The organism is Xanthobacter pseudotagetidis (assembly GCF_043194795.2).
Classification (GTDB): domain Bacteria; phylum Pseudomonadota; class Alphaproteobacteria; order Rhizobiales; family Xanthobacteraceae; genus Xanthobacter; species Xanthobacter tagetidis_A.
Window position 1 is genome coordinate 537,602 of sequence record NZ_CM195534.1, and the last position, 17,928, is coordinate 555,529.

The 17,928-nt window shown below is 71.3% G+C and carries 17 protein-coding genes; 10 read left to right on the forward strand and 7 right to left on the reverse strand.

All coding sequences use genetic code 11. The features are described from left to right. Window positions 1-106: 106 nt before the first annotated feature. The gene (locus V5F67_RS02460; RefSeq protein ID WP_394021419.1) at window positions 107-730 is read right to left on the reverse strand and encodes a J domain-containing protein; all 624 of its coding nucleotides are present in this window, start codon (window positions 728-730) and stop codon (window positions 107-109) included. Between the two features lie 194 nt (window positions 731-924). On the opposite strand from V5F67_RS02460, the gene V5F67_RS02465 reads away from it, so the two are divergent. The 6 genes from V5F67_RS02465 (at window position 925) to V5F67_RS02490 (ending at window position 5,498) form a co-directional block, all read left to right on the forward strand. Next, window positions 925-1,227, forward strand: a complete 303-nt coding sequence (locus V5F67_RS02465; RefSeq protein WP_394021418.1) for a BolA family protein — start codon at window positions 925-927, stop codon at window positions 1,225-1,227. Window positions 1,228-1,234: 7 nt separating this feature from the next. Beyond that, window positions 1,235-1,966 (forward strand): 7-cyano-7-deazaguanine synthase QueC, encoded by a 732-nt coding sequence (queC, locus tag V5F67_RS02470; protein WP_394021417.1) that lies wholly within the window; start codon window positions 1,235-1,237, stop codon window positions 1,964-1,966. After that, window positions 1,963-2,322, forward strand: a complete 360-nt coding sequence (locus V5F67_RS02475; protein WP_394021416.1) for a lysozyme inhibitor LprI family protein — start codon at window positions 1,963-1,965, stop codon at window positions 2,320-2,322. Before queC ends, V5F67_RS02475 begins: the two co-directional genes overlap by 4 nt. Window positions 2,323-2,358: 36 nt before the next feature. Beyond that, complete coding sequence (locus V5F67_RS02480) at window positions 2,359-3,075, forward strand: pyrimidine 5'-nucleotidase (RefSeq protein ID WP_394021415.1); 717 nt, start codon at window positions 2,359-2,361, stop codon at window positions 3,073-3,075. A gap of 243 nt (window positions 3,076-3,318) precedes the next feature. Next, a complete protein-coding gene (locus V5F67_RS02485) occupies window positions 3,319-4,629 on the forward strand; it encodes a GGDEF domain-containing protein (RefSeq protein ID WP_394021414.1) in 1,311 nt (436 codons plus the stop codon). Then, complete coding sequence (locus V5F67_RS02490; protein WP_394021413.1) at window positions 4,626-5,498, forward strand: GNAT family N-acetyltransferase; 873 nt, start codon at window positions 4,626-4,628, stop codon at window positions 5,496-5,498. The genes V5F67_RS02485 and V5F67_RS02490 overlap by 4 nt, the downstream gene beginning before the upstream one ends. 25 nt (window positions 5,499-5,523) lie before the next feature. Here V5F67_RS02490 and V5F67_RS02495 read toward each other — a convergent pair whose 3' ends face one another. After that, window positions 5,524-6,573, reverse strand: coding sequence for a patatin-like phospholipase family protein (locus V5F67_RS02495; protein ID WP_394021411.1), 1,050 nt, complete (start codon window positions 6,571-6,573; stop codon window positions 5,524-5,526). A gap of 28 nt (window positions 6,574-6,601) precedes the next feature. Continuing rightward, complete coding sequence (locus tag V5F67_RS02500; RefSeq protein WP_394021410.1) at window positions 6,602-7,384, reverse strand: 3-hydroxybutyrate dehydrogenase; 783 nt, start codon at window positions 7,382-7,384, stop codon at window positions 6,602-6,604. Window positions 7,385-7,549: 165 nt separating this feature from the next. Between V5F67_RS02500 and V5F67_RS02505 the strand changes: the two genes are divergently transcribed. After that, window positions 7,550-8,086 (forward strand): Fur family transcriptional regulator, encoded by a 537-nt coding sequence (locus V5F67_RS02505; RefSeq protein WP_394021409.1) that lies wholly within the window; start codon window positions 7,550-7,552, stop codon window positions 8,084-8,086. A gap of 36 nt (window positions 8,087-8,122) precedes the next feature. Here V5F67_RS02505 and V5F67_RS02510 read toward each other — a convergent pair whose 3' ends face one another. Then, window positions 8,123-8,734, reverse strand: coding sequence for an SGNH/GDSL hydrolase family protein (locus V5F67_RS02510; protein WP_394021408.1), 612 nt, complete (start codon window positions 8,732-8,734; stop codon window positions 8,123-8,125). Window positions 8,735-9,151: 417 nt separating this feature from the next. Here V5F67_RS02510 and ispG point away from each other — a divergent pair, with 417 nt between their 5' ends. From ispG to V5F67_RS02525, 3 genes are all read left to right on the forward strand, one after another. Then, a complete protein-coding gene (ispG, locus tag V5F67_RS02515; RefSeq protein WP_394021407.1) occupies window positions 9,152-10,468 on the forward strand; it encodes a flavodoxin-dependent (E)-4-hydroxy-3-methylbut-2-enyl-diphosphate synthase in 1,317 nt (438 codons plus the stop codon). Between the two features lie 326 nt (window positions 10,469-10,794). Further along, on the forward strand, window positions 10,795-11,556 hold the full coding sequence (locus V5F67_RS02520; RefSeq protein WP_394021406.1) for a DUF2076 domain-containing protein: 762 nt from the start codon (window positions 10,795-10,797) through the stop codon (window positions 11,554-11,556). Window positions 11,557-11,673: 117 nt separating this feature from the next. Further along, on the forward strand, window positions 11,674-12,039 hold the full coding sequence (locus V5F67_RS02525) for a helix-turn-helix domain-containing protein (protein WP_394021405.1): 366 nt from the start codon (window positions 11,674-11,676) through the stop codon (window positions 12,037-12,039). Between the two features lie 78 nt (window positions 12,040-12,117). On the opposite strand, the gene V5F67_RS02530 is transcribed toward V5F67_RS02525, so the two are convergent. The 3 genes from V5F67_RS02530 to gyrB all read right to left on the reverse strand — a co-directional run bounded on the left by V5F67_RS02530 (window position 12,118) and on the right by gyrB (window position 17,595). Continuing rightward, a complete protein-coding gene (locus V5F67_RS02530) occupies window positions 12,118-12,345 on the reverse strand; it encodes a hypothetical protein (RefSeq protein ID WP_394021404.1) in 228 nt (75 codons plus the stop codon). 378 nt (window positions 12,346-12,723) lie between these two features. After that, complete coding sequence (locus V5F67_RS02535) at window positions 12,724-14,898, reverse strand: CHASE2 domain-containing protein (protein WP_394021403.1); 2,175 nt, start codon at window positions 14,896-14,898, stop codon at window positions 12,724-12,726. Window positions 14,899-15,171: 273 nt separating this feature from the next. Then, complete coding sequence (gyrB, locus tag V5F67_RS02540; RefSeq protein WP_394021402.1) at window positions 15,172-17,595, reverse strand: DNA topoisomerase (ATP-hydrolyzing) subunit B; 2,424 nt, start codon at window positions 17,593-17,595, stop codon at window positions 15,172-15,174. Window positions 17,596-17,928: the final 333 nt, after the last annotated feature.

Sequence of the window (17,928 nt, forward strand, 5' to 3'; positions counted from 1 at the left end):
GAAACCTCCGTGGGCGCGCGCCGCGCGCCGCCTGCTGCTCTTGTTGCGCCATGGCGCCCCCTGGGGCGCGCCGCGGCCGTCCGGTGCGGCCGGTCCTGAGGACCGGTCAGCAAAATCCCGCCTGCTTGAGGCTGTTATAGGCCTGGATCACGTTCCTCAGCCGGTCCTCGGCCGAGCGGTCGCCGCCGTTGGCGTCCGGGTGGTGGAGCTTCACCAGGGTCTTGAAGCGGGCCTTGATCTCGTCCGCCCCGGCGGACATCTCGAGGCCCATCACCTCCAGCGCCCGCCGCTCGGCGGTGCGGATGACGCGGCCCTCGGCCTCCGGGCGCGCGACATCGACGTTCTCGCCGAACTCGGCGCCGAAGCCGAACGGATCGCCGTAGCCGGCGGCGCGGAAGCCGGCCGCGGCGGCGCCGTGGGCGCTGCCGGGCGCGCCCGCCTTGGCGCCCATCTTCCAGGTCGGGCGATGACCGGTGAGCGCGTCCTTCTGGTAGGCGTAGACCGCGTCGTCGGTCATGCCGGCGAAATAATTGTAGGACTGGTTGTACTCGCGCACGTGGTCGAGGCAGAAGCGCCAGTACTGGCCTTCCTGGTGCCGGCCCTTGGGCGCGCGATGGGTCCCCGCCTGGGTGCAGCCCGCCCATTCGCAGCACGCGGTGTGCGCGCGGCGCGTCCGGTCGTCGCCGGGCTTGACGCGGATGCGGTCGAAGAGCGGGGAGTCGAGCTTCATGGCCGGGCGATTATGCGGGCCGCCTTTCGGCACCGCAAGAAAGGAGAGGGGAAGGGTCCGAGGCCGCCGGGCGGCCCGGACGCCGCGCATGGATGGCAGCGCGGGCGCAAGGCACATATAGTATGCCAACGGCGACCGCGCCATCGTCGCGGGCCATTGCCGCCGGCAGCGTTCATTCACGGATTGGTTCGATCATGAGCGACGTCCATCTTTCCTCCATCCGCCGGACCCTGGAAGCGGGCCTGAGCCCGCTCGCCCTCGACCTCGTGGACGAGAGCCACAAGCATGCCGGCCATGCCGGCGTGCGCCACCTGGAGCGCGGCCCGGCCGGCCGCGACGACGGCGGCATCACCCATATCCGCGTGCGGGTCGTGGCGCCGGGCTTCTCCGGCAAGAGCCGCATCGAGCGCCACCGCATGGTGAACGCGCTGCTCGAGGGCGAGATCGCCAGGGGGCTGCACGCCATCGCCATCGAGGCCAAGGCCCCGGGAGAATAGGCACGTCATGCGCGCAGCGGGGATCGCCGAGGAAGGCGCGCTGGTCCTGTTCTCGGGCGGGCAGGATTCCACCACCTGCCTCGCCTTTGCGCTGGAGCGCTTCGCCAAGGTCGAGACCCTCGGCTTCGACTACGGCCAGCGCCATCGCGTCGAGCTGGACCGGCGCCCGGTGCTGCGCGACGCGCTCGCCGGACTGAATGGCGATTGGGCGGGGCGGCTCGGCGCCGACCACGTGCTCGACCTCTCCGTGCTCGGGGCGCTCTCGGAGACCGCGCTCACCCGCGCCGTCGCCATCGAGATGGAGGACGGCGGCCTGCCCAACACCTTCGTGCCGGGCCGCAACATCGTGTTCCTCACCTTCGCCGCGGCGCTCGCCTACCGGCGCGGGCTGCGCCACATCGTCGGCGGCATGTGCGAGACCGACTTCTCGGGCTATCCGGATTGCCGCGACGACACCATCAAGGCGCTGCAGGTGGCGCTCAATCTCGGCATGGAGCGGCGCTTCGTGCTGCACACGCCGCTGATGTTCATCGACAAGGCCGAGACCTGGGCGCTCGCCGGGCGCCTCGGCGGGCCGGCGCTGGTGGATCTCGTCGTCGAGGAGACCCACACCTGCTATCTGGGCGAGCGCGGACGCCGGTGGGACTGGGGCTACGGCTGCGGCGCCTGCCCGGCCTGCCGCTTGCGCGCCGACGGCTTTGCCCGCTACCGCTCCAGCCTCATGAGGCCTTCGCGATGACCCCTTCCGCCCGCCTTCCGTTCGCCGTGCTCGCGCTGTCGGTGGTCCTCGCCGGCCCGGCGCCGGCCGTGGCCCAGAGCTTCAGCTGCGCCACCGACACCGCGCCCGACGAGCGCGCCATCTGCGCCGACTGCGGCCTCGCCCAGCTCGATGTGAAGCTGTCGATGATGTACGAGGTGCTCACCAAGACCTCGGGCATGGGCGCCCGCGCCGACCTGCGCGAGTCCCAGCGCGCCTGGCTCTCGACGCGCGTCGCCTGCGGCGGCAACGTCGCCTGCCTCACCGGCGCCTATCGCGCCCGCATCGCCTCGCTTCAGCATCTGCTCGACGAGCTCTATTCGCGCGGACCGTTCTGAGCGACACCCGGGCACCAAACCCTGCGAGACACCCCCATGACCGCCGACCCGCGAAGCGCCGTCGACGCCCGTGCCGATTTCCGCGACGTGGAGACCTGGGTGTTCGACCTCGACAACACCCTCTATCCCGCGCGCCACGATCTGTGGGGGCAGATCGACGCCCGCATGAAGGCCTATATCACCGACCTGCTCGGCATCACGCCCGAGGAGGCCTTCGTGCTCCAGAAGGACTATTACCGCCGCTACGGCACCTCGCTGCGCGGCCTGATGCTGGAGCACGGCATCGACACCGCCGCCTTCCTCGCCCACGTGCACGACGTGGACCTCGCCGGCCTCGACCCCTCGCCGCGCCTCGCCGCCGCCATCGAGGCGCTGCCGGGCCGCAAGCTGGTCTACACCAACGGCTCCGAGCGCCACGCCCGCAACGTGCTGGAGAAGCTCGGCATGGGCGGCCACTTCGCGGCCGTGCACGACATCGTCGCCGCCGAGTTCCACCCCAAGCCCACCGAGGAGGCCTATCTGCGCTTCCTCAGGGCCCATGGCGTCGAGGCGCCGCGCGCCGCCATGTTCGAGGACCTCGCCCGCAACCTGGAGGTGCCGCACCGCCTGGGCATGGCGACCGTCCTGGTGGTGCCGCCGGGCGAGCGGATCGAGGCCCGCGAGAGCTGGGAGTTCGAAGGCCGCGAGGCGGCCTATGTGGACCACGTGACCGAGGATCTGGCCGGCTTTCTTGAGCAGGTCGCCACGGTTTAGACGATTGCCCTTGACGATCCGCGGTTGAGCCTGTTGCCATGGCGGGAACGGAGGGGGTCTGTGGCCGCGTCGAGAAGGCGCAGGATGCCGTTCCTTCGGAATTGGCGGGCTTCGGCGGGTTCTTGATGCGGACAGACCAGCAGTCGGATCACGAAAGCGGCAAAGTGTCGCACGTATTCGCGCCCCGTCCGTGCCACTGTTGGCCGAGGCGGCACCTATCTGGGTTTTCGTGGCTCTGCGTGCATGACTGCTGACAGCCTGGCCTGGGTCGATCTGGTGCAGGCGCCACTCCTGGTGGTGGACGCCCGGGACAGCCGGGTCGTGCGCGGCAACGCACGGGCGCGCAGCCTGCTCGGGAGCGTGAGCCTGGACGGCGAGCTTTCGGATTTCCTCGGCGCCTATGCCGCCGGGCGCCTGAAGCCGCTGGTCTGCGGCGAGATCGAGGATGTCGGCGAGCTGATGCTCTATTGCCGCACGCCGGGCGGCCTCGCCACGCTCGGCTTCAAGCCGGCGCGCATCCCGGAGCAGGATCTGTGCGTCCTCACCCTGCGCGCGCTCGCGGCCGATGCCGCGACCCACAAGCGCACCGAGGCGGGGATCGAGAATTTCGGGGTGATGCTGGAGGAGATCGTCCGCTCCCTGCCGGTGGGCGTCGAGATCTATGACGGCAATTTCCGCGAGCTGTTCTGCAACAGCCTGTCCGACGAGCTGTTCGGCTATGCCTATGACGGCCACGTGCCGCACCACGACGACTGGTGGGAGCGCGGCTTTCCGGACGATGCCGCCCGCGCCCGCGCGATCCGCGAATGGCGCGAGCGGTGCGAGATGGTGCGCGCCGCGCCGGGCGAGGTGCAGCGGGCGGAGTGGGACGTTCTCTGCCGTGACGGCAACCAGCGCACGGTCCAGTTCCGCTTCCGCTTCATCGGCTCGACCTACATCGTCGTGTTCTGGGATGTCACCGAGCGCCGGCGCCTGGAGGAGGAGCTGCGGCATCTGGCGGGCACCGACGAGCTCACGGGCCTCCACAACCGCCGGCGCTTCTTCGAGGAGGCCGAGCGCGCCTTCACGGCGGCGCTCGCCGCGGCCACGCAATTGTCGATCCTCATGCTCGACATCGACCACTTCAAGTCCATCAACGACCGCTTCGGCCATGCGGCGGGAGACAAGGTGCTGTCGGAGGTGGCCCAGCGCTGCGCCAACGCGCTCCGGGCGGGCGACTTGGCGGCGCGCGTCGGCGGCGAGGAGTTCGCCATCCTCTTGCCGTGCACCGACGCCGTGGGCGCCGAGCAGGTGGCGCAGAAGCTTCTGACCACCATCCGCTGCGTGCCCGTGGAGGTGAACGGCCACGCGCTGCCGGTCCAGGCCTCCATCGGCGGCACCTTCCGCCTCGCGGACGACCGCTCGGTGGCGACCCTGATCGAGCGCGCGGACCGGGCGCTCTACGCCGCCAAGGGCGGCGGCCGCGACCGTGTGGTGGTCCTGCCGCGCTCGTTCGAGGAGGCCCGTCCGCAGAAGCTGGGTCCCGCCCGGCGCAGGGAGCGCGGGCAAGGATGAGCGGCGGCGGCTGCGCCGCGGTGCGCGTGCTCGCGCCGTCCGAGGCGGCCATCGCCCTCGACTGGGCTGCGCGCGAGGGCTGGAACCCGGGCCTTGCCGATGCCGGCGCCTTCCTCGCCCAGGACCCGGGCGGCTTCCTCGGCCTGTTCGCGCCGGACGGCAGCCTCGCCGCGACCATCTCGGCGGTGCGCTACGATGGCGGCTTCGCCTTCGCCGGCTTCTACATCTGCCGGCCGGACCTGCGCGGGCGCGGGCACGGCCTCGCCTTGTGGACCGAGGCCATGGCGCGGCTGGAGGGCCGGGTGATCGGGCTCGACGGCGTGGTGGCGCAGCAGGCGAACTATGCCCGCTCGGGCTTCGTCCTCGCCCACCGCAACGTGCGCCATGGCGGCATGGCCCGGCGCGAGGGGGCGGGGCCGGCAGCGGCGACGTCCGGGGACGGCATCCGTCCCATCGGCCCGGAGCTGCGCGCGGCGGTGGCCGCCTGCGATCTCGCCTGCTTCGGCTTTGCCCGGCCGGCCTTCCTTGAGGCTTGGCTCGGTTCTCCCGCCGGCCATGCGCTCGCTCTGGTGGCGGATGGGCGGGTGCGGGGCTATGGCGTGGTGCGCCGGTGCCGCGAGGGCGCCAAGATCGGCCCGCTGTTCTGCGACGATGCCGAGGGTGCCCGCGCGCTCGCCTTCGCCCTGGCGCGGGCGGCGGGCGAAGGCCCGCTCTTTCTCGACGTGCCGGAGCCGAACCGGGCCGGCGCGCAGATCGCCGCCGCGCTGGGCCTTGCCCCGGTGTTCGAGACCGCCCGCATGTATCGCGGCGCGGCGCCCGATCTTCCGCTCGAGCGCATCTTCGGCATCACCACGTTCGAGCTCGGCTGAGACGTCGAGCCGCCCCGCGGCCGCCTCAGTCCGCGAACTCCAGCCGCAGGTCGAGCGTCGAGCGCCGGCCGATGTCGTCGCCGTGCGTCTCCAGGAACTCCTCCGCCGCCGCCCGGCCGAGGTCGCGCAGGTGCTGGAGGAAGGTCCATTCCGCATTGAGCTTGGAGGTGGCGTCGAGCTTCGCCAGCTGGTCGGCGCCGCCGATGCGGTGCAGCCGCACCCGGCGGAAGCTCGACCCGCCGTGCGTCAGGCGGCTGATGAAGCCCTGGTCGATCAGCTTCGCGGCCTGGTCGATGAAGCGCAGCTGCGCCAGCAGCGAGGCGTTGAAGGTGATCTCGTTGATGCGGTTCTGGATCTCGGCGGCGGTGCGCGGCGTGGTCTCGCGCGCCACCGGGTTGATCTGCACCAGGATGATGTCGTCCGCCTCCGCCTTCTCGTACAGCGGTACCAGCGGCGGGTTGCCCATGTAGCCGCCGTCCCAATAGGGCACGCCGTCGATCTCCACCGCCTGGAACAGGAACGGCAGGCAGGCGGAGGCCATCACCGCGTCGGCGGTCATCTCCCTATGGTCGAAGATGCGGGCGCGGCCGGTGTGCACGTTGGTGGCGGAGATGAACACCGCCACCTGCGAGGCGCGGATCGCCTCGAAGTCCACGTGCGCCTCCAGGATCTCGCGCAGCGGGTTGATGTTCAGCGGGTTGAGGTCGTAGGGCGAGAAGAAGCGCGAGGCCACCTCGAAGGCGAGATAGGCCGGGTTGCGCGCCAGCGACCAGTTGCCCAGCAGCCGGTCGAAGGCGGTGCGCTGGAGCGGCGACATGCGCCCGTCGCGCGAGACGTCGCGCCAGAACTGGGCAAGCGCGCGGCGCGCCTCCTCCGGCTCTGCTCCAGGCTCGCCCTTGGCGAGGCCCGAGGCCAGGACCACCGCGTTCATCGCCCCGGCGCTGGTGCCGGAGATGCCGGAGACGGAGAGGCTCTCCTCCTGGAGCAGGCGGTCCAGCACGCCCCAGGTGAAGGCGCCGTGGGCGCCCCCGCCCTGGAGCGCGAGGGAGATGCGCCGGGTGCCGGTGCGGCTCATGCGCCGGTCCGGAGTCCCGTCCCGGGGCCTATTCCGCCACCCAGCCGCCGTCGATCTGCTGCATGGAGCCGGTGATCGAGCGGGCGTTCTCCGAGCACAGGAACACGGCGAGCGCGGCCACCTCCTCCACGGTCACGAACTCCTTGGTGGGCTGGGCCGCCAGCATGACGTTCTTCTTCACCTCCTCCTCGGAGATGCCGCGCGCCTTGGCGGTGTCGGGAATCTGCTTCTCCACCAGCGGGGTCCACACATAGCCGGGGCAGATGGCGTTGCAGGTGATGCCGAAGGTGGCGGTCTCGAGCGCGGCGGTCTTGGTGAGCCCGGCGATGCCGTGCTTGGCCGAGACGTAGGCCGACTTGAAGGGCGAGGCGACGAGCGCGTGGGCGGAGGCGGTGTTGATGATGCGCCCCCACTTCCGCGCCTTCATGCCGGGGATGGCCGCGCGCATGGCGAAGAAGGCCGCCGACAGGTTGATGGCGATGATCATGTTCCAGGTGTCGACCGGGAATTCCTCGATCGGCGCCACGTGCTGGATGCCGGCGTTGTTCACCAGGATGTCGCACGAGCCGAAGGTGGTCTCGGCGAGCCTCACCATGCCCTCGATCTCGTCGGGCTTGAGCATGTTGGCGGGCGAGTAGGCGCACTTCACGCCGAAGTCGCTCTCGATCGCGGCGCGCTCCTTCTCGATGGCGGCGGCGTCACCGAGGCCGTTGATGACGATGTTCGCGCCTTCCTTGGCGAAGGCGCGCGCGTAGGCGAGCCCGATCCCGCTGGTGGACCCCGTGACGACGGCGACCTTTCCCTTCAGCATGGCTTTTCCCTCAGAATGGCGCGGCGTGGTCCGGCCGGGCGCGGCTGATCCATTTACCGGAGCGGTGTGACGCTGCTGTCACGCGGCGCGAGCCCCGGCGGTGCCGAGCATGCCCATGGCCGCGCTCCAAGCGCAAGGCGGGGATTGCCCTTTGGCGCGCCGCGCATGTTCGCCTATATTTGCGGCATGTCCGTGAGCACCATTCCGGTTTCGCACGAGGATCACGACCACGCGTCGTGCGTGGCGGGCGCCGTGGCCCGCATGGAGGCGTGCTGCGCCCACAAGGGCCTGCGTCTCACGCCCCTGCGGCGAAACGTCATGCGCATCCTGGCGGAAAGCCATGTGCCGCTCGGCGCCTATGAGATCGTCGAGCGCCTGGCGCGAGAAGGCGAGAGCGTGCCGCCCATGTCGGTCTACCGGGTGCTCGACTTCCTGGTGGCCGAGCGCCTCGCCCACCGCATCGAAAGCCGCAACGCCTTCCTGGCCTGCGCCCACGCCCATGAGGCCAAGGACGGGGCGGACGAGGTGGTGGTGTTCCTCATCTGCGAGCGCTGCGGGCTGACCAAGGAGGTGGCTTCCCACGCGGTGGGCCGCGACCTTGCCTGGGCGGCGCGTGCCTCCGGCTTCACCCCGCGCCAGCGGGTGCTGGAGATCGCCGGCCTGTGCGCCCGCTGCCGCGGCGAGGCCGGCGCGCCGGAGTGAGGCGCCGGTACCTGCCTTCGGAAAGGCGGCCAACGATCAGGCGCACGCCGCCAGCGACAGGCGCGCGCGCCACAGGTCGGCGTCGGCGGGCGTGGGATGCAGCCCGTCGAGGGTCTTGACCCGGACCGGAGCCGGCACCAGCCGCGCGCCGGTCTCGGCGGCGATCTTCCGGATCGCGGCGTTGGCGCCGGCGATGAAGCCGAAATCGAGCCGCTGCACGAACAGCGGCATGGCCATGTCGGGCGGGTTGATCTCCACCAAAACCATCTCGCGTCCGGCATAATGGGCGATGAGGCGGCGATAGTCGGCGATCCAGCCGTCGAGGTCGCGGTGGTTCGGCCAGGCGTCGTTCACGCCCACGGCGATCACCACCCGGGTGGCGGCGAGCTGGCGGGCATAGTCCGGCGCGTCGGCCACGAGGTCGGCGATCCGGTCTCCCGGCACCGCGGCGTTGAACACCTCGGCCCCGCATAGCTGGGCGGGACCCGCCTGGTAGGTGATGCTGTCGCCCACCAGCAGCACCGGCGCCTGGGTGAACAAGGCGGTGAGCTGGGCCTGGAGCCGCAGCCGCTGGCGCAGCGGGATCTGGCTCGCCGCATAGGCCGCCGCGCCGACGATGGCGGCGGCGGTGAGCACCCGCCAGGGCATGTGCCGCGCCCGCCGCCGAAGGCCGGCCAGCCGCCGTCGGCGGGGCGCGGACGGCGGCGGTTCCGATGCCTCCGTTGAAGACCGGCAAAACTCCATCGCACCCACCCTTGCATGGCTGGCCGCCGCATCGACCGCAGGATCTCTTCGCCCACGGCGGGGAGGATTCCAGGCGGCTGCGTCCGAAATAGGTTGCTGCCGAGACAAAGCTTCTCCATTTGGTGACCGAAGGTTTCCGGGTTTGGCAACGGTTGCCCCGGATTTGCCGAAGTGGCGCCAGAATGGCTCAACCGCCGCGCGAGCGGGCCGCCTCTGTCGGTGCGTGGCAGTTGACGCCCGCCCGGCCCGCGCCTACCTCGAACGGGCCGGCCCGCCGCATCCGCGCGCGCCGGACCGAGCACCGGCCCGAGGCTTCGACCCATGACGTCCGCCATCATCGACAGCGCTCCCGTGGTTCCCGACGACCTGCTCCAGGCCGGCCCCGCCGCGCGGCGGCTGACCGTGGGCGTTCCCGTGGGCAAGGTGATGGTGGGGGGCGGCGCGCCGGTGGTGGTCCAGTCGATGACCAACACCGACACCGCGGACGTGGAATCCACGGTGCGCCAGGTGGCGGCGCTCGCCCGCGCCGGTTCCGAGCTGGTGCGCATCACGGTCGACCGCGACGAGGCCGCCGCCGCGGTGCCGCACATCAGGGAGAAGCTGCTGCGCATGGGCATCGACGTGCCCCTCGTCGGCGACTTCCATTATATCGGCCACAAGCTTCTGGCCGATTATCCCGCCTGCGCCGAGGCGCTGGCCAAGTACCGCATCAATCCCGGAAACGTCGGCTTCGGCGACAAGAAGGACCGGCAGTTCGCCGCCATCGTCGAGACCGCCATCCGCCACGACAAGCCGGTGCGCATCGGCGCCAACTGGGGCTCGCTCGACCAGGAGCTGCTCACCACGCTGATGGACGAGAACGCCCGCCTGCCGAAGCCCGCCGAGGCGCGGGCGGTGACGCGCGAGGCGCTGGTGCGCTCGGCGCTGGTCTCGGCCGCGCTCGCCGAGGAGATCGGCCTGCCGCGCGATCGCATCATCCTGTCCGCCAAGGTGTCGGCGGTGCAGGACCTGATCGCGGTCTATTCCGAGCTGTCGCGCCGCTCCGACTATGCGCTCCATCTCGGCCTCACCGAGGCCGGCATGGGCTCCAAGGGGGTGGTCGCCTCCTCCACCGCCATGGGCGTGGTGCTCCAGCAGGGCATCGGCGACACCATCCGCGTCTCGCTGACCCCGGAGCCGAACGGCGACCGCACGCTGGAGGTCCAGGTGGCGCAGGAGATCCTGCAGACCATGGGCCTGCGCACCTTCGTGCCGCTGGTGGCGGCCTGCCCCGGCTGCGGGCGCACCACCTCCACCGTGTTCCAGGAGCTGGCGCAGAGCGTGCAGACCATGATCCGCGAGCGCATGCCGGTGTGGAAGCAGAGCTATCCCGGCGTAGAGACGCTGAACGTCGCGGTCATGGGCTGCATCGTCAACGGGCCGGGCGAGAGCAAGCACGCCGACATCGGCATCTCGCTGCCCGGCACCGGCGAGACCCCGTCCGCCCCGGTCTTCATCGACGGCAAGAAGGCGGTGACCCTGCGCGGCCCCAACATCCAGGCCGAGTTCCGGCAGCTGGTGGAGGACTATGTGGCCCGCCGCTTCGGCGTCGCCGCGTCGCCGTCGGTGGAGAAGGCGGGCGCGGACGCCGCGGAATAGGCCCATCCTGCGGCCGGGCCCAACGCCGGGAGGGTGCGTGGATGCTCCGGTCGAGCCGGAGCATGACGGCCATAGCGCGCGCGGTAGGCTCTCGCACCCTGTGGCCCTATCACCGCCGTCGCCCTCCGACTTGATCGGAGGGCCCATGGACGCTGCCCGCTGTCCCGGACGTGACACATGGATGCTCCGATCAAGTCGGAGCATGATGGCCGTTTTGGGTTTTCACGGCCTACCTTACGTAACGTTACGAAAAATTCATCCGGCCGCCCTTCCTGCGCCCGGATGGCGTCCTCATATGGGGTGCGTCAACCTCACCGGAGACGGAAATGACCCCCGAGGAACGTGCCCTGATCGACGGCCTGTTCGACCGCATGCGCGGCATCGAGAACCAGCCGCGCGACGCGGAGGCGGAGGCGCTGATCGCCCGCCGCCTCGCCGAGGCACCCCACGCCCCCTATGCCCTCGCGCAGACCGTGCTGGTCCAGGAGCATGCGCTCCAGCAGGCCTATGCCCGGGTGCAGGAGCTGGAGGCGCAGGCCCGCGCCGCCGAGGAGCGCGCGCCGCAGTCGAGCGGCGGCTTCCTGGGCGGACTGTTCGGCGGCACCCGCCCGTCGGTGCCGTCCGCCGGGGGACGCGCCGCCTCCGCTCCGTCCTATGGGCAGCAGCCCATGGGTGTGCCGCCCGGCTATGGCCAGCAGCCCGGCTACGCGCAGCAGGGCCAGCCGCCCGGCCCCTGGGGCCAGCAGGCGGCGCCGCAGCGCGGCGGCTTCGGCGGCGGCGGCTTCCTGCAGGGCGCGCTCGCCACGGCGGCGGGCGTCGCCGGCGGCGCGCTGCTCTATGACGGCATCAAGAACATGATGGCGGGCGGCGGCGGCCCGGTGGCGCAGGCTGCGGCGGCCGAGCTGCCGAAGTCGGACGCCGGCGCCGGCGGCACCGATCTCGGTTCCGACGCCCAGAACGCGCTCGGCGGCCAGCCCGCGGCCGAGGAGAATTTCTGGAACGCGGACCAGGGGCAGGATCAGGGCCAGGACTTCGCCCAGGACGACGGCGGCGACTGGGGCGGCGACGACGACGGCTCCTGGGCCTGAGCGTCCGTGCCGGCCATCCGGTGACCGCCCCGCGCCGCGGGCTTCCGGCCCCTTTGTCCGCCGGGCGCGAATCGGCTTCCATCCTCCCGCGGGCCCTTGCCCGCGGGAGGATGCGCCATGACGCCGTTCGGACGCCGCGTGCGCGACCTGCGCGCCGAGAAGGGCGTGACGCTGACGCAGATGGCGCACGCCATCGGCGTGAGCCCCACCTATCTCTCGGCGCTGGAGAACGGCCGGCGCGGCCGGCCCACCTGGGCGCTGGTGCAGCGCGTGATCGCCTATTTCAACGTGATCTGGGACGAGGCGGAGGATCTGGCGCGCCTCGCCGAGGTGTCCCATCCCAAGGTGACGGTGGACACGGCGGGCCTCTCGCCCCAGGCCACCGAGCTTGCCAACCTCATCGCCCGCGAGATCGCGCATCTGCCGCCGGAGGCGGTGGCGGAGCTTCTGGGGCGCCTCAAGATCCTGCGCCGGCGCGGGTGAGGCCCTCCCGGCCGAGGCCGGCCGGAAGGGCGGTTCCGGTGCGGGCGCGCTCCGCCCCTCAGGCGGCGCGGCGCGCGCTCACGGCTTCAGGCAGACGGCGACCACCTGCTTGACCGGGTTCAGGCACTCCACCTCGGTCTTGCCCTCCTGGGCGGAGATGACGCCGATGTGCTGGAGCCCGCGCTGGTCGTTGACGCAATAGCCGCTGAGGAAGCTCTCGCCGGTCTCGCAGCTGGCGCGGCAGCCGGCGGCCGGGCAGCCGGCGGCGCGCAGGATGATGCTGGCGGCGGCCGAGGCGCCCGGCATGCCCGCCGGCCCTTGGGGGCCTGCCGGTCCGGCGGGTCCGGTGGGGCCTGCGGGACCCGTGGGGCCGGCCGGTCCAGCAGGCCCAGCCGGTCCGGTGGGCCCCGCCGCGCCGGCCGCGCCGATGGGACCCGCGGAGCCAGCCGGCCCTGCCGGCCCCTGCGCCCCCTCGAAACACGCGGAAACACTCAGCGCCAAGGCGAGCGCCAAGGCGATCTTCAATCCTCGCATGACAAGCCTCCCAGTGAACCCGGACCTATGGTGAGGCCGCGTGCAGGCGGACACAAGCGGTAAGAATAACGGTCATTAGCCGGGATAATAATTCGTGCGCTTTTATTTTCTTAAGGAAAGATTAGCCTTGCGATGGCCGCACTGGCCCGGTCAGCGCTCTTCAGCTGTCTGGACCGCCCCGGCGCGCTCAAGGCACAGGCCGTAGAAGCGCGCGAGCCGCTCCGGCCCCGCCTCCAGGAGCCCCTCGGCCAGGGGCCGTGCCTGCGCGCCGTCGCCGCGATCGAGCGCGGCCACCAGGGCGCCATGGCGCCGGGCAAGGCTCTCGAACCCGGCCGAGGCGGCGACCGCTCCGTCGCCCGCCACCAGATGGAGCCGGCTCGCCTTGGTCTTGCCCTTCAGCGTCAGCTCGTCCGCCTCCAGGAAGGCGAGGCCCGCCGCCGCGTCCCGGGTCGCCTGGGAGACGAGGATGTCGGTGCGCAGGCCCTTGGTGGCGCCCTCGATCCGGGAGGCGAGGTTCACGTCGTCGCCGAGGCAGGAATATTCGAGCCGCTGGTCGGAACCGAGATTGCCGACGCAGCACGGCCCGGTGGCAAGCCCGATGCCGCAGCGCACCGGATGGTAGGGCCGCCCGTCCCGCTCCGCCTGGGCGCGCCATTCGGCGTTCAGCGCATCGAGACGGGCGCTCATGGCGAGGGCGCAGAGCGTGGCGTTGCGGGCGTGGTGGGGATCGTCCAGCGGCGCGTTCCAGAACGCCATGATGGCGTCGCCGATATATTTGTCGATGGTGCCGCCATGGGCCAGCACCACCTCGGTCATGGGGGTCAGGTAGGCGTGCATGAAGCGCGTCAGCGCCTGCGCGTCCATGGTCTCGGACAAGGTGGTGAAGTCGCGCAGGTCGCAGAACAGGATGGTGATCTCGCGCGTCTCGCCGCCGAGCACCAGGCGCGAGGGATCCGCGGCGAGCTTCGACACCACGTTGGGCGAGACGAAGCGGCCGAACACCGAGCGCACCCAGCGCTTCTGGCGCTGCTCCTCGCGATAGAGCGCGAACACGCCCACCAGATAGACCGCGAGCGCGGTGGCGCCCGGCGCCATGGGATCGATCAGCAGATCGAGCCGGGTGAAGGCGAGGAACGAGCCGGCGCAGAGCCCCGCCAGCACCGCGAGCCCGCCGAGGCCGGCCACCAGCGGCGGCACCCTCGGCAGCGCCAGCGCCAGCAGCAGCCCGAGCGCCGCCGCCAGCACCAGCTCGGCGCCGCGCGACCAGTCCGGCCGCACGAGGCTCGCGCCGGAAACGAGGTGCTCGATCAGCTGGGCCTGGATCTCGACGCCCGGCACCGCCGCGTCGAGCGGCGTCGCCCGGGTGTCCTTCAGCCCCGCCGCGCTGGTGCCGACGAGGATGATCCGCCCTTCCAGCGCCGCGCGGTCGGCCGAGCCGTCGAGCACCGCGTGGGCCGGCACGAAGCGGCGCGGATCGGAAGGCGAGAAGCGCACGCGCACCTCGCCCTGGGCATCGGTGCGCGCCTCCACGGCGCCGATCCTCACCGCGACGATGCCGCTGGACGTGCCGAAGGCCTGCTCGCCGGAGGCGTTGGAGGACAGGACCACATAGGTGGAGGCGCCCTGCGCCACCCGCAGCGCCTCGGCGGCCAGGCTCGGCACCACCTGCCGGCCGAGCCCCAGCAGCAGCGGCACCCGGCGCACCACCTGGTCGCGGTCGGGCAGCCAGTTCAGCACGCCGATGCCCGCCGCCGCCTGCGCCAGCATCGGCAAAGGCGCCACCACGGCGGGAAAGCGCGGCAGGAAGGCGAGCGGGTCGTCGCCCGCCGCCGCCAGCCCCCATTTGGCCGGCAGCGCGCTCTGCGGGCCGCTGCCGGTCAGCACCGCGCCGAGCACGGAAGGCATGGCGCCGAGGGCGCGGGCGAACAAGGCGTCGCTGCTCTCCTGGCCGGCGAGGGCCTCGGCGACGCTTGCCCGTACCTGTTCCGGAAGCTGCGCCGCGAGCGCGGCGGGATCGAGCCGGTCCGGCTCGGAGAAGGCGATGTCGAACGCCACCGCCGCCGCGCCCTTCTCGGCGAGGCGCTCCACCAGCGCGGCGAGCTTCGCCCGTGGCCAGGGCCACTGGCCCTCGCGCGCCAGCGAGGCGTCGTCGATGTCCACCACCCTCACCGGCGCCTCGGGATCGTAGGGCCGCGGCGCGGCGCGCTGGTAGAGGTCGAACAGGCCGTTGCGCAAATCGGCGAGGGGGGCGGGATCGGCGAGGATGAGGCCGAGCCCGGCGGCGAGCGCCGCGCCCGTGGAAAGCCAGTAGAGCCGCGAGGTCATCTGTCGCCGGTCCGCCGCTGCGCGGCCGGTCTCCGCAGCTCCGCCGCCATCGGCGCCCTCCGGTCCGCCCGCTCCCTGCCCGCGAGCGCACCATAGAGCGCGCCGGGAGCAAAGAGAATCCGTTTGCGCAGCGGATCGCGCGCCGGCTTTAAGAAAGAGAACGCTTTATCCGATCAGCTGCGGTGCAAGCGGGGCGGCGGGTGCTGCGGGCGCAGCCGGACGCCGTCACGGCTTCACCCGCTGGTCGTGGCCGGGCGCGATGCCCGCCCCGCCTCACACGTCGACGCTGGCCTTGAGCGCGTTCTCCTGGATGAACTCGCGGCGCGGCTCCACCGTGTCGCCCATCAGGCGGTTGAACAGGTCGTCGGCCGCGTCCACCTCCTTGATCTTCACCTGGAGCAGGGAGCGGGCGTTCTTGTCGAGCGTGGTTTCCCAGAGCTGGTCCGGGTTCATCTCGCCGAGGCCTTTGTAGCGCTGGAGCGAGAGCCCCTTGCGGCCGGCGTCGGTGACGGCGTCGAACAGGTCGACGGCGCCGAACAATACGTGCTCGTCGCTCTTGCGCTTGAGCGTCGCCGCGCCGGCGAACACGCCGTCGAGGTCACGGGCGAGCGAAGCGAGGCGCCGGGCGTCGGGGGCGGCGAGGAAGGCGGCGTCGAGACGGGCCACCTCCATCACGCCGCGGACCGTGCGCGCGAAGCTGAAGCCGGCCTCGTCGGCGGTGCCGGTCCAGCCGCGCTCGGTCTCGTCCGCCAGCGCATCGAGCCGGCGCGCCACCTCGGCCACCGCCGCCGTCGCGCGCGGGCCTTCGAGCGCCTCCGCCTCCAGCGCGCCAGCGAGCGCGGCCTGCTCGGCCACCGCCTTGTTGTAGCGCGGATGGAGCGCGTTCAGCGCGCCGCGGAACTGGCGCGACACCTCCACCACCTGGGCGAGGTCGGCGCCGGTGCGCACCTCGCCGGCGGCGGTGTGGAGCGAGGCCTCGTCGAGGCCGGCGGTGATGAGATAGTCCTCCAGCGCCCGCTCGTCCTTGAGGTAGGTCTCCGACTTGGCGCGGGCGACCTTGTAGAGCGGCGGCTGGGCGATGAAGAGATGCCCCGCCTCGACGATCTCCGGCATCTGCCGGAAGAAGAAGGTGAGCAGCAAGGTGCGGATATGGGCGCCGTCCACGTCGGCGTCCGTCATGATGATGATCTTGTGGTAGCGCAACTTCGAGATGTCGAAGTCGTCGCGGCCGATGCCGGTGCCGAGCGCCGTGATCAGCGTGCCGATCTGCTCGGACGACAGCATCTTGTCGAAGCGCGCGCGCTCGACATTGAGGATCTTGCCGCGCAAGGGCAGCACCGCTTGGAAGGCCCGGTCGCGGCCCTGCTTGGCGGAGCCGCCGGCCGAGTCGCCCTCGACGATGAAGATCTCGGACTTCGCCGGGTCGCGCTCCTGGCAGTCGGCGAGCTTGCCGGGCAGGGAGGCGACGTCGAGCGGGCTCTTGCGGCGGGTGAGGTCGCGCGCCTTGCGGGCGGCCTCGCGGGCGGCGGCGGCCTCCACCACCTTGCCGATCACGTTCCTGGCCTCGGCCGGGTTCTCCTCGAACCAGTTGCCGAGCGCCTCGCCGACGAGGCTCTCCACCACCGGGCGGACCTCGGAGGAGACCAGCTTGTCCTTGGTCTGGGAGGAGAATTTCGGGTCGGGCACCTTCACGGACAGGACCGCCGTGAGGCCCTCGCGGCAGTCCTCTCCGGTGGGCTCCACCTTCTCCTTCTTGGAGATGCCGGAGGCGTTGGCGTAGCCCAGAACCTGCCGGGTCAGCGCCGCGGCGAAGCCGGTGAAATGGGTGCCGCGGTCACGCTGCGGGATGTTGTTGGTGAAGCACAGCACGTTCTCGTGGTAGCCGTCGTTCCACGAGAGGGCGGCCTCCACCGTGATGCCGTCCTTCTCGGCGCGGATCACCACCGGCTTCGGGATCAGCGCCGACTTCGAGCGGTCGAGATACTTCACGAACGCCTCGACGCCGCCCTCGTAGTGCAGCTCCTCGCGCTTCGGCTCCGGGCCGCGGGCGTCGGTGAGCACGATCAGCACGCCCGAGTTCAGGAACGCGAGCTCGCGCAGGCGGTGCTCCAGCGTCGCGTAGTCGAATTCGGTCCTGGTGAAGGTCTGCGGGCTCGGCAGGAAGTTCACCTTGGTGCCGCGCTTTCCGGCCGGCGCCTCGCCCACCACCTTCAGGGGGGCTTCCGCGTCGCCGTGGCGGAAGCGCATGAAGTGCTCCTTGCCGTCGCGCCAGATGGTGAGGTCCAGCGTGGTGGACAGCGCGTTCACCACCGACACGCCCACGCCGTGGAGGCCGCCGGAGACCTTGTAGGAGTTCTGGTTGAACTTACCGCCCGCATGCAGCTGGGTCATGATGACCTCGGCGGCGGAGACGCCCTCCTCCGGGTGCAGGTCGGTGGGGATGCCGCGCCCGTCGTCGGTGACGGTCACCGAGCCGTCGGCCTCCAGCGTGACCGTGACCTCCTTCGCCCAGCCGGCCAGGGCCTCGTCGATGGCGTTGTCCACCACCTCGTAGACCATGTGGTGCAGGCCCGAGCCGTCGTCCGTGTCGCCGATATACATGCCCGGACGCTTGCGCACCGCATCCAAGCCCTTGAGAACCTGGATGGATTTCGCGCCATAATCGTCGGGGGAGGCGGCGGGGACGGGTTCGGCCATGCTGGGTGTCTCGAATCGATGCGTCAACGTCACCAGAAACTAGCCGAAAGGCGCGGTCTTTTGGTGGCGAAAGGGCTGCGGACCAAGGAATATCGCCATCTTTAGGGCGGTTGTCCGGCGCTGCATCCCTATGCCACGGCGCAAGCGGCGCGCGGTGGTGTTAAAGCACCGCCTCCGGGACATTGAAGGTATCATAATCAGATTATTGGGGACGTTCCGAAGGCGTGGGGGCCACATCCGGCTTCAGGTACCGTCATGCTCCGGCTCGACCGGAGCATCCATGGGTCCTCCGGTCGAGCCGGAGGGCGATGGCATCACGATCGCCGGATGGGG

Bases quoted from the DNA above. Each gene is read 5' to 3' on its own strand.
- V5F67_RS02460 (WP_394021419.1), bottom strand. From the start codon at position 730: ATGAAGCTCGACTCCCCGCTCTTCGACCGCATCCGCGTCAAGCCCGGC.
- V5F67_RS02465 (WP_394021418.1), top strand. From the start codon at position 925: ATGAGCGACGTCCATCTTTCCTCCATCCGCCGGACCCTGGAAGCGGGC.
- queC (WP_394021417.1), top strand. From the start codon at position 1,235: ATGCGCGCAGCGGGGATCGCCGAGGAAGGCGCGCTGGTCCTGTTCTCG.
- V5F67_RS02475 (WP_394021416.1), top strand. From the start codon at position 1,963: ATGACCCCTTCCGCCCGCCTTCCGTTCGCCGTGCTCGCGCTGTCGGTG.
- V5F67_RS02480 (WP_394021415.1), top strand. From the start codon at position 2,359: ATGACCGCCGACCCGCGAAGCGCCGTCGACGCCCGTGCCGATTTCCGC.
- V5F67_RS02485 (WP_394021414.1), top strand. From the start codon at position 3,319: ATGACTGCTGACAGCCTGGCCTGGGTCGATCTGGTGCAGGCGCCACTC.
- V5F67_RS02490 (WP_394021413.1), top strand. From the start codon at position 4,626: ATGAGCGGCGGCGGCTGCGCCGCGGTGCGCGTGCTCGCGCCGTCCGAG.
- V5F67_RS02495 (WP_394021411.1), bottom strand. From the start codon at position 6,573: ATGAGCCGCACCGGCACCCGGCGCATCTCCCTCGCGCTCCAGGGCGGG.
- V5F67_RS02500 (WP_394021410.1), bottom strand. From the start codon at position 7,384: ATGCTGAAGGGAAAGGTCGCCGTCGTCACGGGGTCCACCAGCGGGATC.
- V5F67_RS02505 (WP_394021409.1), top strand. From the start codon at position 7,550: ATGTTCGCCTATATTTGCGGCATGTCCGTGAGCACCATTCCGGTTTCG.
- V5F67_RS02510 (WP_394021408.1), bottom strand. From the start codon at position 8,734: ATGCCCTGGCGGGTGCTCACCGCCGCCGCCATCGTCGGCGCGGCGGCC.
- ispG (WP_394021407.1), top strand. From the start codon at position 9,152: ATGACGTCCGCCATCATCGACAGCGCTCCCGTGGTTCCCGACGACCTG.
- V5F67_RS02520 (WP_394021406.1), top strand. From the start codon at position 10,795: ATGACCCCCGAGGAACGTGCCCTGATCGACGGCCTGTTCGACCGCATG.
- V5F67_RS02525 (WP_394021405.1), top strand. From the start codon at position 11,674: ATGACGCCGTTCGGACGCCGCGTGCGCGACCTGCGCGCCGAGAAGGGC.
- V5F67_RS02530 (WP_394021404.1), bottom strand. From the start codon at position 12,345: ATGCCGGGCGCCTCGGCCGCCGCCAGCATCATCCTGCGCGCCGCCGGC.
- V5F67_RS02535 (WP_394021403.1), bottom strand. From the start codon at position 14,898: ATGACCTCGCGGCTCTACTGGCTTTCCACGGGCGCGGCGCTCGCCGCC.
- gyrB (WP_394021402.1), bottom strand. From the start codon at position 17,595: ATGGCCGAACCCGTCCCCGCCGCCTCCCCCGACGATTATGGCGCGAAA.